Genomic DNA, 15,099 nt, shown 5'->3' on the forward strand with positions numbered 1-15,099 from the left:
CAAGGTTTTGATTTTCTTGTCAGAATGGCGCTGTAGCACGCTTTTGTCGGCGTGCTGCAGTGTGAATTAAACAAAAACTGTTACAATGTGCGGCTGTAATTTATCGCGTTGAGATTTAAGAAGGTATATATGACTGATTTTGTCGATCACGATCCACAAGAAACGCAAGAATGGTTGGACGCTCTGGAATCTGTGCTGGAAGCGGCCGGTGACGAAAAAGCCCATTTCATTATTGAAAAACTTATTGATAAGGCCCGCCGTAGTGGGGTAAACCTGCCATACAGTGCCAATACTGCATACGTTAATACCATTCCGGTGGATCAGCAGGAACGTATCCCCGGTGACCAGGCAATGGAGCATAAACTACGCTCTTATATCCGTTGGAACGCGATGGCGATGGTGGTTAAAGCCAATATGAAACCTGGCGCAGTCGGTGGACATATTGCGAGCTTCTCATCAGCCGCAACACTTTATGATGTCGGTTTTAACCATTTCTACAGAGGTAATGATCATGAAGACGGCGCCGATATGGTGTTTGTTCAAGGTCACTCTGCACCGGGTATTTACGCCCGTTCTTTCCTTGAAGGTCGTCTGACCGAAGAACAACTGGATAATTTCCGTTTTGAAGTCGATGGCAAAGGCCTGTCTTCCTATCCACATCCTTGGTTAATGCCTGATTACTGGCAATTCCCGACAGTATCAATGGGGCTTGGACCGATTCTGTCGATCTACCAGGCACGATTCATGAAGTACATGCATCATCGTGAAATTGCCAAAACAGCGGGCCGCCATGTGTGGGCTTACTTAGGCGATGGCGAGATGGATGAACCGGAATCTTTGGGTGCAATCACCCTGGCCGGTCGTGAAAAACTCGACAACCTTATCTTTGTCGTGAACTGCAACCTGCAACGTCTTGATGGCCCGGTTCGTGGTAACGGCAAGATTATTCAGGAACTGGAAGCCTTATTCCGTGGCGCTGGCTGGAATGTATTAAAAGTCATCTGGGGCAGCGGCTGGGATCAATTGCTGGCTCGTGATACCGATGGCTGGTTGCTGAAACGCATGGAAGAAGTGGTTGACGGCGAATATCAGAATTACAAAGCCAAAGACGGCGCCTATGTGCGCAAGCACTTCTTTGGTAAATATCCGGAATTGCTCGATATGGTCTCAGACATGACCGACGAGGATATCTGGCACTTGAGTCGTGGTGGTCACGATCCACGCAAGATTTACGCAGCATATAAACAAGCAGTAGATCATGTCGGCCAACCAACTGTTATCCTGGCTAAAACCGTTAAAGGTTATGGTCTGGGGCAGGCGGGTGAAGGTCAGAACACAACGCATCAGCAGAAAAAAATGGAACTGGAGCACATGAAACGCTTCCGTGATCGTTTCAATATTCCTATTCCTGATGATGAAATTGAAGAAATTCCATATATCAAACTGGATGATGACAGCGCGGAGAAAAAGTACCTGCTGGAACGTCGTAAAGAATTAGGTGGATTTATCCCTAAACGGAATCACAGTGCCCCTGCATTGGAAATTCCGCCATTAAGCATTTTTGATGCAGTACTGAAAGACAGTGGTGATCGTGAGTTATCTACCACCATGGCCTTTGTCCGGATATTAACCGCATTAATTCGTGATAAGAAAATCGGTAAAAACATCGTTCCAATCGTGCCCGATGAAGCACGTACCTTTGGTATGGAAGGCTTGTTCCGTTCGATTGGTATCTATTCATCTTCCGGCCAGATGTATGAACCAGAAGACTCAGGCAAGGTCATGTGGTATCGCGAAGACACCAAAGGCCAGATCCTGGAAGAAGGTATTAACGAAGCCGGTTCGATGTCTGAGTGGGTTTCTGCAGCAACGGCTTATTCCAACTACAACGTGAATATGGTGCCGTTCTATATTTACTACTCAATGTTTGGTTTCCAACGGGTAGGTGATTTGTGCTGGTTGGCTGGTGATATTCAGGCCAAAGGCTTCCTCATCGGTGGTACAGCAGGTCGCACGACATTAAATGGTGAAGGCTTGCAGCATCAGGATGGTCACAGTCTGATTCTGGCTAATACCATTCCTAACTGCCTGAGCTACGATCCGACTTATGCCTATGAAATGGCTGTTATCGTTCATGAAGGTATGCGCCGGATGTACGAAAATCAGGAAGGTGTGTTCTATTACATTACCGCGATGAACGAAAACTATACTCATCCGGCAATGCCTGAAGGTTCGGAAGAGGGCATCATAAAAGGTCTGTATAAGCTTAAATCTGGCGGAAAACACAAAGTTAAAGCGCAATTGATTGGTAGCGGTACCATTTTGCGTGAAGTTGAAGCCGCGGCTGAAATGCTTGAGAAAGACTGGAATGTCTCTGCCAATGTATGGAGTGCGACCAGTGTGAACGAACTGGTTCGTGAAGGCATGGATGTTGATCGTTATAACCGTCTGCACCCAACTGCTGAGAAAAAACGCAGCTACATTTCACAATGCATGGATGAGCAGGATGGGGTTGTGGTGGCTTCCACAGATTATATGCGTCTGTATGCTGAGCAATTACGTCCCTGGATCAAACAACGTTATGTTGTTTTGGGTACTGATGGTTTTGGCCGCAGTGATACCCGTGAAAGATTACGTAGCTTCTTTGAAGTGGATCGTTATCATGTGGTTGTTGCCACGCTCAGCGCGCTGGCTGATGAAGGCACTATTAAATATGATGTGGTTGCCAAAGCCATCAAACAGTACAAGATTGATGCTGACGCAACGAATCCAGTGAAGGTTTAAAACATGGCAGATTTAATCGAATTAAAAGTCCCGGACATTGGTGATTTTGACAGTGTCGAAATTATCGAAGTGTTAGTTGCTGAAGGTGATTCAATCAATGCTGATCAGGAAGTGATTACCATTGAATCCGATAAAGCGATGATGGAAATTCCATCATCGTTAAGCGGCATCATTAAGGAAATGAAAGTCAAAGTGGGTGATAAAGTCAGTGAAGGTTCAGTTATTGCCTTGATTGAATCTTCTGATGCCGGTGCTGAAGAAAACGAAAAGCCGGCTGAAAAAGCAGCTGAGAGCAAACCAGCAGAGAAAGAAAAACCTGCTGCGGCTGAGAGTAAACCGGCGCCAACTCCTACTCCTACAGTAGCGAATCCTGAGCCAGAAAGAACTGAAACATTACCTTATGCACCGGATACCGGTTCAGCTAAAAAACCTTCACATGCATCACCTTCAGTACGGCAGTTTGCACGTGAATTAGGTGTTCCTTTGGCTGCAGTTGTCGGCAGTGGTCAAAAAGGCCGTATTACCAAAGAAGACGTGCAGAATTTTGTTAAACAGGTGATGAATGCACCTGCACCAAAAGCTGCTGAAGGCACTGGTATTCCATCGGTTCCAGTCATTAACTTTGAACAGTTTGGCGAAATCGAAAGCAAAGAATTATCACGGATCAAGAAAATTTCCGGCAAACATCTGCATGCATGCTGGTTAAATATTCCACATGTCACACAGTTTGATGAAGCTGATATCACCGAATTGGAAGAATTCCGCCAAGAAAACAAAGAAATGGCTGCCAAGAAAGGTGTCGGCCTGACACCATTGGTATTCATTATGAAAGCCGTTGTTGCTTGTTTGAAACAGTATCCGGAATTTAATGCTTCGTTAAGCGAAGATAAACAAAGCCTAATTTACAAAAAGTATTACAACATCGGTGTGGCTGTTGATACGCCAAACGGTTTGATGGTGCCGGTGATTCGTGACGTTGATAAAAAAGGCTTTCTCGAACTTGCCGGTGAACTGGGCGAAATCAGTTCCCGGGCCCGTGAAGGAACATTAACAGCCAAGGATTTACAGGGCGGAACATTCTCTATTTCCAGCCTTGGCGGTATCGGTGGTCAATTCTTTACCCCGATTGTGAATGCTCCTGAAGTCGCCATTCTTGGCGTCAGTAAACACCAGATGAAACCAATCTGGAACGGAAAAGAATTTGAACCACGACTGATGTTGCCATTGTCGATTTCATATGATCATAGAGTGATAGATGGCGCTGCCGGTGCACGCTTTACGGTGATGCTGAATAACATGTTGTCTGATATCAGAAAGGTCTTGTTATGAGTTTGATTGAAGTCAAAGTACCGGATATCGGCGATTTTGATGCGGTTGAAATTATTGAAATCCTGGTTGCTGAAGGTGATTCAGTTAGTGAAAATCAGGACATTATTACGCTTGAATCTGACAAAGCCGCGATGGAGATTCCAAGTTCAGCTGCCGGCATCATTAAGTCTATCAACGTAAAAGTGGGTGATAAGGTCGCTCAGGGTGATGTCATTCTCTCTGTTGAAAGCGAAGCGGATTCTGCAGCTGAAGAAAAACCTGAAGCACCTAAAGCAGAAACTGCTCAGCCAGAACCCGCTGAAACAGAAAAGGCTGCTGAAAAACCCAAAGCAGCAGCTGTAACTAAATCTGAAGTACCTACCGATGCTGATATGCATGCTGAAATAGTTGTATTAGGTTCCGGTCCTGGTGGTTACACGGCAGCATTTCGTGCTGCTGATTTAGGCAAACAGGTGATTCTGATTGAACGTCACCAACGAATTGGTGGGGTGTGTCTGAATGTTGGTTGTATTCCTTCAAAAGCTCTTTTGCATACTGCCCACGTAATTAATGAAGCAAAACATATTGCTGAAAATGGGGTGACCTTTGGCGAACCGAAAATTGATATTCGCAAAGTCGCAGATTGGAAAGACGGAATTGTTGGCAAGCTGACGGGTGGATTATCAGCGTTGGCCAAGCAACGTAAAGTAACTGTTGTACATGGTGAAGCACAGTTCTCCGGTACTAATTTAATGCAGGTAAAAACAGAAGATGGTGATAAAACCATCAGTTTTGAAAACTGCATTATTGCTGCGGGTTCACGTGTCACGAAAATCCCGGTATTTCCCAATGATGATCCACGAATGATGGATTCTACTGATGCACTGGAGCTCGAAGATATTCCTAAGAAGCTACTGGTCATTGGTGGCGGCATTATCGGTCTTGAAATGGCGACCGTATACAACGCTCTGGGTTCTGAAATCAGTGTAGTCGAATTACAGGACAGCCTGATCCCCGGTGCTGATAAGGATCTGGTTAAACCGTTACATAACCATATCCAGAAACAATACAAAGCGATTTATCTGAAAACCAAAGTCAGCAAAATCGACGCGTTAAAATCTGGTCTGAAGGTCACCTTTGAAGGTGATAATGCACCGGACCCACAAACCTACGACAAGATTCTGGTCGCAGTGGGCCGTTCACCCAACGGTAAACTGATTAATGCAGAAGCTGCTGGTGTGGATGTAAATGATTATGGCTTTATTGAGGTCAATCAGCAGATGCAGACCAATATGCCGCACATCTATGCGATTGGTGACATTGTCGGTCAACCGATGTTGGCTCATAAAGCAACACATGAAGGTAAGGTTGCTGCTGAGCATATTGCCGGTAAAAAAGTGGCCTTTGATCCGATGACGATACCTTCAGTTGCCTATACTGATCCTGAAGTTGCCTGGATGGGTCTCAGCGAAGATGAAGCGAAAAAACAGGGCATTGATTACGTTAAAGGTGCCTTCCCATGGGCTGCCAGCGGTCGTAGTTTGAGTGTCGATCGTGATGAAGGTCTGACCAAAGCCTTGTTTGATAAAGAAACCGGGCGTTTATTAGGTGCAGGTATTGTCGGGCCCAATGCTGGTGAATTAATCGCTGAAGCGGTATTGGCACTGGAAATGGGGGCTGATGCAGAAGATATCGGATTAAGCATTCATCCACATCCAACCTTGTCGGAAACGTTTGCCTTTGCTGCGGAAATGGCTGAAGGCAATATTACGGATTTGATTCCACCTCGTAAAACATTACATTCCAAGTAATATCAGTCTATCCGTTCGAGACTTTTTGTCTCGAACGGATAAATAACCTCATATAGTAATCAGTAATGAACTGCTTTTCATGCAGCGGAACCGAGCGGTGATAAATCAGCTATGACCAGAGAAGCTTCTTTGCTTAAACCTCCGCTAAAATGGGCTGGTGGCAAACGCTGGTTAATTCCCAGACTGTTGAAATTATGGAAACAGTTTCCGGATCATCGACTGGTCGAGCCTTTCTGCGGTGGATTGTCTGTAGCGTTGGGATTAAATCCTGATAAAGCATTGTTAAATGATCTGAACCCGGCTTTAATCAATTTTTATCAGCAACTGCAGCAAGGTCTGACAATTGATTTGCCACTGGCAAATGATGAGCAGCTCTATTACCAATATCGTAAACAGTTCAATGATATTTCAGCACATACAGACGCTGAACGTGCTCAATTATTTTATTACTTGAATCGCACTGGTTATAACGGCCTATGTCGTTTTAATAAAACGGGTGGTTACAACGTGCCATTTGGTCGTTACAAAACAATCAATTATGTAAGCGATTTTGCGCCTTACCAATCGGTATTAAATCAGTGGGAATTCAGCAATATGGATTTTGCCCAGCTGGATATCCGACAGAATGATTTTATTTATGCTGATCCGCCCTACGATGTGCCATTTCGGCAATATTCCCAGCAGGGGTTTGACTGGGATGACCAGGTTCGATTAGCCGAGTGGCTGGCAAATCACGACGGACCAGTGGTACTGTCAAATCAGGCAACGGATAAAATCAAAAAACTCTATCGTGACTTAGGGTTTACCCTGAAATTTCTTGATGCACCTCGGACAATAAGCTGTAAAGGCGATAAACGGCAGGCTGCAAGAGAAGTGCTTGCTTTACGTGGATTTTGATACAATAACGCACCAATTTTTAATTTCTTCGATACAGGATTTCTTCCCCCATGTCTGACATCAAAAAAGTCGTTCTTGCCTATTCTGGCGGTCTGGATACTTCCGTTATTCTTAAATGGCTGCAGGATAAATATCAATGTGAAGTAGTGACCTTTACAGCTGATCTGGGTCAGGGTGAAGAAGTTGAGCCAGCACGAGCCAAAGCAAAATCGTTGGGCATTAAAGAAATTTACATTGAAGATTTACGTGAAGAATTTGCTCGTGATTATGTGTTCCCAATGTTTCGTGCCAATGCCATCTACGAAGGTGAATATCTCTTAGGTACATCGATTGCACGTCCTTTGATTGCCAAACGTCTGGTTGAGATTGCGGCTCAAACCGGTGCAGAAGCTGTCTCGCATGGCGCGACTGGTAAAGGCAATGACCAGGTGCGTTTTGAACTTGGGGCGTATGGTCTGAACCCGAACATTAAAGTGATTGCTCCGTGGCGTGAGTGGGATTTGTTATCACGGCAAAAACTGTTGGATTATGCTGAACAACACGGTATTCCAGTTGAAATGAAACAAGGCAAAAAATCGCCTTATTCCATGGATGCCAACCTGCTGCATATCTCTTACGAAGGAGGTATTCTCGAAGATCCATGGGCTGAAGCCGAGGAAAGTATGTGGCGTTGGTCTGTTTCACCGGAAAATGCCCCTGATAAAGCAACCTACCTTGAACTGAGTTATGAAAAGGGCGATATCGTTGCCATTAATGGCGAGCGTATGACGCCTGCTCAGGTGATGATTTATCTGAACAAAGTCGCTGGTGAAAATGGGGTAGGTCGACTGGATATCGTTGAAAACCGTTATGTGGGTATGAAATCACGTGGCTGTTATGAAACACCTGCCGGAACGGTTATGCTCAGAGCGCATCGTGCGATTGAGTCATTAACACTGGATCGCGAAGTCGCTCATTTGAAAGATGAACTGATGCCACGTTATGCCAGCATGATTTATAACGGTTACTGGTGGGCACCGGAACGGCAGATGATGCAGACAATGATAGATGCATCACAGACATCCGTGAATGGTGATGTCAGAATAAAACTGTATAAAGGCAACGTCATAGTTGTTGGCAGACAGTCAGCCACCGACAGTCTGTTTGATGAATCCATCGCCACATTTGAAGATGATGCTGGTGCCTACGATCAGAAAGATGCAGAAGGTTTTATCAAACTTAATGCGTTAAGGTTAAAAATAGCAGGGAAGAAGAAAAGATAGGCATACGGATTTTGTCGGAGTACTTATGAAACATAGCGAATATGAAGAGCGGACTGCCGAATGGATGCGGCTTGCGCTTTCAAAAATGAACCAATATAAAATCGCTCCAACTCCGGCAAATTATGCGCTTTGGTTTGAGTACGTTTCCGGTACGAATATGGCTTTGGTAGAGGCCGTAGATAATGAAATCGAACTGACGGGAAAAATTACTGAACAGCAAATCCGTTTATTACACGAACAGTTCTTTGACGAGGATAAAGATAGAGCTGCGATGTTTGAGATGCGTCAGGAATTGGCACGTCTTCTTAAACAGACTTTGAACTATATCTATACGGGCGTCACAACTACCGATCGAAGCAACAGTCATTTACAAAGTATGTTGAGTCGCCTGCAACCGGACTTAAACCGTCAGCAACTACATACGCTGATTGAAGAAGTACTTATTGAAACCCGACTGGCCGTTTCGTCTGGGGAATTGCTCAACGAGCAGTTAAACAGTGCGATGGCAGAAGTTGCTGCATTGAAAAAAGAGTTAAGTGATTCCCGACGTGAATCGATAACCGATAGTTTGACTGGATTAGCTAATCGTAAACATTTTGATGAGCTAATCAACGAGATGACCCGTGATGCAGATATTAACGGCATGGATGTGTCGGTCATTTTCTGTGATATTGATTTGTTCAGTGTTATCAACGAAAAACATGGCCAGCTAGTGGGAGATCAAGTGCTCAGAGTGATTGCTGAGTTGTTGAGAAAATCATTAAAAGGTCGTGATTTGGTTGCCCGCTATGGCGGTGAGGAATTTGCTGTTATTTTGCCTAATACCAGTGTGCAAAACGCCCGTCAGCTGGCTGAGAGCATTCGTCAGGATATTGCCAGCAAACGAATCCAACGCAAGGATACCCGTGAACCACTTGGTGCAATCACCATGTCTTTTGGTGTGGCGCGGTATGTCCCTGGTGAAGGCGTTGACAGTTTCCTGCAGCGTGTTGATCGGGCGGTTTATCTGGCAAAACGCAGCGGACGCAACCATGTTTCTGATGCGCCGCCGCCAATTATCTGATTAAAAACTATCCGTAAAAAACACTTCTTCGAGTGGTAACTGGCCCGCTCGAGGACGTGCATCTTCAAGCTTTTTCCCAACGGTAATCATCATCACAATAATATGATCATGCGGTAAATTGATGATGCGGGCGACTTTATCAAAGTCAAAGCCATCCATCGGGCAAGAATCATATCCCATGCCTCTTGCCATCAACATAATATTCATGGCTGCAATGCTGGCCGAGCGAACGCACTCATCACGCTGGCCTTGATGATGGTTGGTATAATAATTTTCGATCGCTGGCAGTATGGCATTCTGTGCTGCCTGTGGAGCATGTTGCCAATAGCGTTCAGGCTGTTTTTCCCACGCATTCAAATCAGCGCACAAAACCAGCAGTAAAGAGGAATCTACTACTTGGGCCTGCCCCCATGCGGCTTCCAAAATTTGCTGGCGTTTTTCAGCATCTTTTACCCGGACAAATCGCCAGTGCTGAATATTAAACGCAGTAGGTGAGAGGATGGCATGTTCCATCAACTCATTAACTTCTGCTTCAGTCATTTGATGTGCCGGGTCATAGTGTTTGACCGAGCGACGAGTTTGAATCGCTTGTTTTATATCCATTGTTTTGCAGGGGTACTCAGTTAAGTTCAATTTTGAGATACAGCCATTGTTGTTCATCCTGATGACTGCGATAGGTTTTTGTATTCGTTTGCTGGCGTTGTTGTTCACCAATCTGGCCAATTAAAATCCATTGATTTAGCGGACCATTGACCGTGGTCAGTAAGCTGGTTGTTGAGATATCACCATTACGCTGCATCTTAGAGAATAATGGCAGGATATCGACCCGGGCCTGTTGATTGCCGAGAATATTCACTCTTGCCTGAAAGCCATTATCCAGTTGAATGTACTGGGTCGTTTCCTGAACTGCAATACCACCATGAGGGTAAAAAATAAGCTGTTGCTGATTATCAGCGACAGCGCGGCCCATTTGTATATCAATAGGCTGACCGGCAATACCCCTTGCCTGGTACTGCTGATCCCGTTCTCGACTGTTTTTGGTGGACCAGCGATTTATTTCCACGGATGAATTTTTCGGGTTCTCTAAATCAATATTAAGTTGATCATCGGCAAAATGTTCATCATTTAACTGTTGCTGGGTTCGCAGCACTGTGACTGTAAGGCTCTGCTGCCTGCTATCGAGCTGTTTGACCAAACGCTCTATTTCCTGAAAGTTTTGCGACGAACTTTTTATAATCAACAGATTGTCATGGCCACTAATGATTGTGTAGTTGTCTATCATGGGTTCAATCATGGGCAGTATTTCCGCCGCAAGTCGATGTTGCAATTCAATGGTGCGTATTTGATCGGCGTGGGCGGGTAATGCCAGCAAGAAAAACACTAGCGAAAAGATGATTTTCATAAATGTAACCGCCTTGTCGCAACATCTGCAGAGCTGTGATTCCAGCATTCTTCAAATTGTTGTTTGAGTTCCCGGACTGTCAAAGGATCATGCAGATTAGCCTGACCTTGATAGCGTTGATTGTTGAGACAACGTAAATAGCCGGAATGATCCACCAACATCACTATATTTTTTGGTCGTTGTTGTTTTTCTGAAAGAATATTCACGCTGATCGAACTGGTGAGTTTAGCTATTAACGGTAGCAGTCGATGGGAATTAATAATGCTACTTTGGGTTTCATCTACTAATATTCTTATCTGCGTACGGCGACTATTGATACAAAGTTGTTTCAAACAGTCGATTACTGACGGATGATCAAGCAGAACCATATCCATCTCACTGCCCAGAAAACAGATTTCCCGATGGGCAGTTTCAACCAAAGCCAAGGCAGCCGCAGCTGCCTCATGTTTTCCATCAAATGCGATGATTTGATTAGTGTCGGCCTGGTTAGAATTATCAGTCATTTAACAGTTTCTTGCCTGTTCAACAGCGTTACCGATATAACTTGCAGGCGTCATTTCTTTTAACGCAAATTTAGCGGCATCTGGCAAATCTAGAGTATCAATAAATTCATGCATGATTTGTTTGTTGACTCTCTGTCCACGAGTTAATTCTTTGAGCTTTTCATAAGGATTCTCAATTCCATATCGACGCATAACCGTCTGGATAGGTTCCGCTAACAACTCCCAGTTGGCATCTAAATCTGCAGCCATTGTTTCGGGAGCAGCTTCCAATTTGCTAATACCTTTCAGTGCAGAGCTGTAAGCCAGCATGGAGTGAGCAAAACCGACGCCGATATTGCGTAAAACGGTGGAGTCAGTCAGATCGCGCTGCCAGCGGGAAATAGGCAGTTTCATTGCCATATGATCAAAAGTCGCATTAGCAATACCCAGATTACCTTCTGCATTTTCGAAATCAATTGGGTTAACTTTATGTGGCATGGTGGATGAACCGATTTCGCCTTTAACGGTTTTTTGTTTGAAGTAACCAATGGAGATGTAACTCCAGACATCACGACAGAAATCAATCAGCACGGTATTAAAACGAATCATTGCCTGAAACAGTTCAGCAACATAGTCATGCGGTTCGATCTGGGTGGTGTATTTGTTCCAGCGCAGTCCCAGTCCAGTGACAAACGCATTGGCCATCATTGGCCAGTCCACATTAGGATAAGCCGCATAGTGGGCATTGTAGTTACCGACTGCACCGTTCATTTTCCCGTAAAGTAAAACCGCGGCGACGTGAGTGCGTTGCAGTTCAAGACGTTTTACAACATTGGCTAATTCTTTACCCAGTGTGGTGGGAGAGGCCGGTTGACCATGAGTGCGAGACATCATTGGTGTTTCAGCCTGTTCCTGTGCCAGTTTCTTCAGCGCACCTATTAAGGTGTCCATTTCCGGCAGAATAACGTTTTCCCGGGCATTTTTAAGCATAATGCCGTAAGCAGTATTATTGATGTCTTCCGATGTGCAGGCAAAATGCACAAACTCATTTACCGCATCAAGCTCGGCATTGTTTTTGAATTTACGTTTAATGAAATATTCAACCGCTTTCACATCATGGTTGGTTTCACGTTCGATAGCTTTAATCTCAGCCGCGTCTTCTACCGAGAAATCATTCATCAAATCGTTGAGGAATTTTTCAGCGTCTTCACTCAGTTTAGGTACTTCCTGGATATCTGCATTGGCGCCGAGTAAATGTAACCAGCGGCATTCCACTTCAACACGGGCTCGCAGCAGACCATACTCACTGAAATAGGGGCGTAAAGCCTTTGTTTTATCGGCATAACGACCATCAACTGGCGAGATGGCAGTAAGAGCAGTTAATTCCATGAAAACTCCATTAAAAATAAGCTGAAAATTGGCCGAAATTATAGCAGAACTCAGTCCTGATTCTGGATTTGATTCAGTTTGCTTTGTGAATTTGCGTTAAAATAACGGCCATCTTAGTTTCAACTTCGGAGCGTTTTCGTGCTGCAAGAATATCAAAAACATGTTGAAGAGCGTGCCGCAGAGGGTTTACCGCCTCTGCCGTTAGATGCAAAACAGGTATCTGACATCATTGAAGGGCTTAAACAACCTCAAAATACCGATAGAGAAGCACTGCTTGAGCTACTGATTCACCGCGTTCCACCCGGCGTGGATAAGTCAGCTTATGTAAAAGCAGGTTTTCTGGCGGCGATTGCCAAACAGGAAACACAATGTGATTTGATAACACCGGTTTATGCGACTGAACTGCTCGGTACCATGATGGGGGGATATAACATCCAACCCCTGATTGAGTTACTGGATTATGACGCAACCGCAGAGGCAGCAGAAAAAGCGCTTTCCAAGATTGTTATGGTTTATGACGCCTACCATGATGTAGTGGAAAAGGCTGAAACCAACCAATATGCCAAACGCATTTTACAATCCTGGGCTGAAGCCGAATGGTTTTTATCCCGACCCGCGTTAGCTGAAGCAATTACGCTAACTGTGCTGAAAGTCCCGGGCGAAACCAATACCGACGACTTATCACCAGCAACAGAAGCCTGGAGTCGTCCTGATATCCCGTTACATGCCAAGGCGATGCTGGTCAGCAAAATGCCTGACGCGCTTGATACCATTATCTCGCTGAAACAAAAGGGTCATCCCATTGCTTATGTCGGTGATGTTGTTGGTACCGGATCTTCGCGTAAATCTGCGATCAATTCAGTGCTCTGGCACATGGGCCACGATGTGGCCTATGTCCCGAACAAACGCCAGGGCGGTGTGATTTTAGGGAATAACATTGCGCCTATTTTCTTTAATACCGCGGAAGACTCTGGTGCCTTGCCAATCGAATGTAATGTTGATCAACTGGAAACAGGTGATGTCATTACGATCAAGCCATATGAAGGTAAAATTTATAACGAAGCCGGTGATGTCGTTTCTGAATTCACTTTACGGCCAACCACTATTGCTGATGAAGTACGTGCCGGTGGCCGTATCCCTTTGATTATAGGTCGTGGTTTAACCGATAAAGCTCGCGAAACATTAGGTATGCCACCATCAGATGTTTTCAAACGCCCTGTAGAACCTGTTCATAGTGATAAAGGCTTTACGCTGGCGCAGAAGATGGTCGGTGTGGCCTGTGGTGTGGAAGGTGTGCGTCCAGGTGCCTATTGTGAACCTAAAGTCACCACCGTCGGCTCGCAGGATACAACTGGGGCAATGACCCGTGATGAGTTGAAAGAATTAGCCTGTCTGGGGTTCTCGTCTGATTTGGTGATGCAGTCTTTCTGTCATACCGCGGCTTATCCAAAACCGGTTGATATCAAATTACAGCATGAATTACCGGAATTTATCAGTACACGCGGTGGTGTGTCATTACGTCCTGGTGACGGGGTTATTCATTCCTGGTTAAACCGGATGATCTTACCTGATACCGTTGGTACCGGTGGTGATTCGCATACCCGTTTCCCGATTGGTATCAGTTTCCCTGCTGGATCAGGTTTAGTAGCGTTTGCCGCTGCGCTTGGCGTAATGCCATTGGATATGCCGGAATCAGTATTAGTCCGTTTTAAAGGCGAAATGCAACCCGGTATCACGTTACGTGACCTGGTGAATGCTATTCCCTATGCGGCTATTCAGGAAGGATTGCTGACGGTTGAAAAGAAAGGTAAGAAAAATATCTTTAATGGTCGTGTTTTGGAAATTGAAGGTTTACCAGATCTGAAAGTCGAGCAGGCATTTGAACTGTCAGATGCATCGGCAGAACGTAGTGCTAATGGTTGTACTGTCAGATTAAATAAAGAACCGATCATTGAATTTTTGAATTCCAATATCTCATTAATGGAATGGATGATTGCAGAAGGCTATGCCGATGCCAGAACACTGCAACGTCGCATAGATGCCATGCGTGCATGGCTGGCTGATCCTCAATTGCTTGAGCCGGATGCTGATGCAGAATACGCTGCGGTTATCGAGATTGATTTGAATGAAATCAAAGAGCCATTGCTGGCCTGTCCGAACGATCCGGATGATATCAAACCCTTATCCGAAGTCGCTGGTGCTCATATTGATGAGGTGTTTATTGGTTCCTGTATGACCAATATTGGTCACTATCGTGCCGCCGGTAAAGTGCTGGAGAAAATGGGTAATCTGCCCGTTAAATTGTGGGTTGCTCCGCCGACCAAGATGGATCAGCATCAATTAACGGAAGAAGGTATCTACAGTATCTTTGGTCGTGTTGGTGCCCGCACTGAAACGCCGGGTTGCTCGTTGTGCATGGGTAACCAGGCACGGGTGGCTGATAATGCCACAGTTGTCTCAACTTCTACCCGTAACTTCCCGAATCGTCTGGGTAATGGAGCCGATGTTTATTTATCATCTGCAGAACTCGCGGCGGTAGTGGCCAGTTTGGGGCGTATTCCAACAGTTGCCGAATATCTGGAGAAAGTTGCCGGTATTCAGCCAATGGCTCATGAGATCTATCGTTATCTGAACTTTAACGAGTTGGAGCACTATCAACGTGCTAAAGCTAGTTAAATTGGTAACTCACAGAAACCAAAAA

11 protein-coding genes are annotated in these 15,099 nt (G+C 45.1%); 7 read left to right on the forward strand and 4 right to left on the reverse strand.

Annotated features, from left to right (window positions below; genetic code table 11):
* The first annotated feature begins 129 nt into the window (after nucleotides 1-129).
* The 6 genes from aceE to B4F66_RS06680 all read left to right on the forward strand — a co-directional run bounded on the left by aceE (nucleotide 130) and on the right by B4F66_RS06680 (nucleotide 9,125).
* Nucleotides 130-2,784, forward strand: a complete 2,655-nt coding sequence (aceE, locus tag B4F66_RS06655; protein ID WP_292357295.1) for a pyruvate dehydrogenase (acetyl-transferring), homodimeric type — start codon at nucleotides 130-132, stop codon at nucleotides 2,782-2,784.
* A 3-nt stretch (nucleotides 2,785-2,787) separates the two neighbouring features.
* Nucleotides 2,788-4,113 (forward strand): dihydrolipoyllysine-residue acetyltransferase, encoded by a 1,326-nt coding sequence (gene aceF / locus B4F66_RS06660; protein WP_292357293.1) that lies wholly within the window; start codon nucleotides 2,788-2,790, stop codon nucleotides 4,111-4,113.
* On the forward strand, nucleotides 4,110-5,903 hold the full coding sequence (lpdA, locus tag B4F66_RS06665) for a dihydrolipoyl dehydrogenase (protein ID WP_292357291.1): 1,794 nt from the start codon (nucleotides 4,110-4,112) through the stop codon (nucleotides 5,901-5,903). The genes aceF and lpdA overlap by 4 nt, the downstream gene beginning before the upstream one ends.
* Nucleotides 5,904-6,014: 111 nt before the next feature.
* Nucleotides 6,015-6,800, forward strand: a complete 786-nt coding sequence (locus B4F66_RS06670) for a DNA adenine methylase (protein ID WP_292357289.1) — start codon at nucleotides 6,015-6,017, stop codon at nucleotides 6,798-6,800.
* A gap of 50 nt (nucleotides 6,801-6,850) precedes the next feature.
* Complete coding sequence (locus B4F66_RS06675; RefSeq protein WP_292357288.1) at nucleotides 6,851-8,062, forward strand: argininosuccinate synthase; 1,212 nt, start codon at nucleotides 6,851-6,853, stop codon at nucleotides 8,060-8,062.
* 25 nt (nucleotides 8,063-8,087) lie between these two features.
* Complete coding sequence (locus tag B4F66_RS06680; RefSeq protein ID WP_292357287.1) at nucleotides 8,088-9,125, forward strand: GGDEF domain-containing protein; 1,038 nt, start codon at nucleotides 8,088-8,090, stop codon at nucleotides 9,123-9,125.
* Here the strand turns inward: B4F66_RS06680 and B4F66_RS06685 are convergent, their stop codons facing one another.
* From B4F66_RS06685 to purB, 4 genes are read right to left on the reverse strand one after another with little or no spacing between them, the layout of a single operon-like run.
* Nucleotides 9,126-9,728 (reverse strand): nitroreductase family protein, encoded by a 603-nt coding sequence (locus B4F66_RS06685; protein WP_292357285.1) that lies wholly within the window; start codon nucleotides 9,726-9,728, stop codon nucleotides 9,126-9,128.
* 16 nt (nucleotides 9,729-9,744) lie between these two features.
* Complete coding sequence (locus tag B4F66_RS06690; RefSeq protein ID WP_292357283.1) at nucleotides 9,745-10,527, reverse strand: secretin N-terminal domain-containing protein; 783 nt, start codon at nucleotides 10,525-10,527, stop codon at nucleotides 9,745-9,747.
* The gene (locus B4F66_RS06695; protein WP_292357281.1) at nucleotides 10,524-11,030 is read right to left on the reverse strand and encodes a DUF7931 domain-containing protein; all 507 of its coding nucleotides are present in this window, start codon (nucleotides 11,028-11,030) and stop codon (nucleotides 10,524-10,526) included. Before B4F66_RS06695 ends, B4F66_RS06690 begins: the two co-directional genes overlap by 4 nt.
* Nucleotides 11,031-12,398, reverse strand: a complete 1,368-nt coding sequence (gene purB, locus B4F66_RS06700) for an adenylosuccinate lyase (protein WP_292357279.1) — start codon at nucleotides 12,396-12,398, stop codon at nucleotides 11,031-11,033. It lies immediately after the preceding gene.
* Between the two features lie 138 nt (nucleotides 12,399-12,536).
* Here purB and acnB point away from each other — a divergent pair, with 138 nt between their 5' ends.
* On the forward strand, nucleotides 12,537-15,074 hold the full coding sequence (gene acnB, locus B4F66_RS06705; protein WP_292357276.1) for a bifunctional aconitate hydratase 2/2-methylisocitrate dehydratase: 2,538 nt from the start codon (nucleotides 12,537-12,539) through the stop codon (nucleotides 15,072-15,074).
* Nucleotides 15,075-15,099 lie beyond the last annotated feature (25 nt).

This window comes from Methylophaga sp. UBA3603 (assembly GCF_002375335.1).
Taxonomy (GTDB): Bacteria; Pseudomonadota; Gammaproteobacteria; order Nitrosococcales; family Methylophagaceae; genus Methylophaga.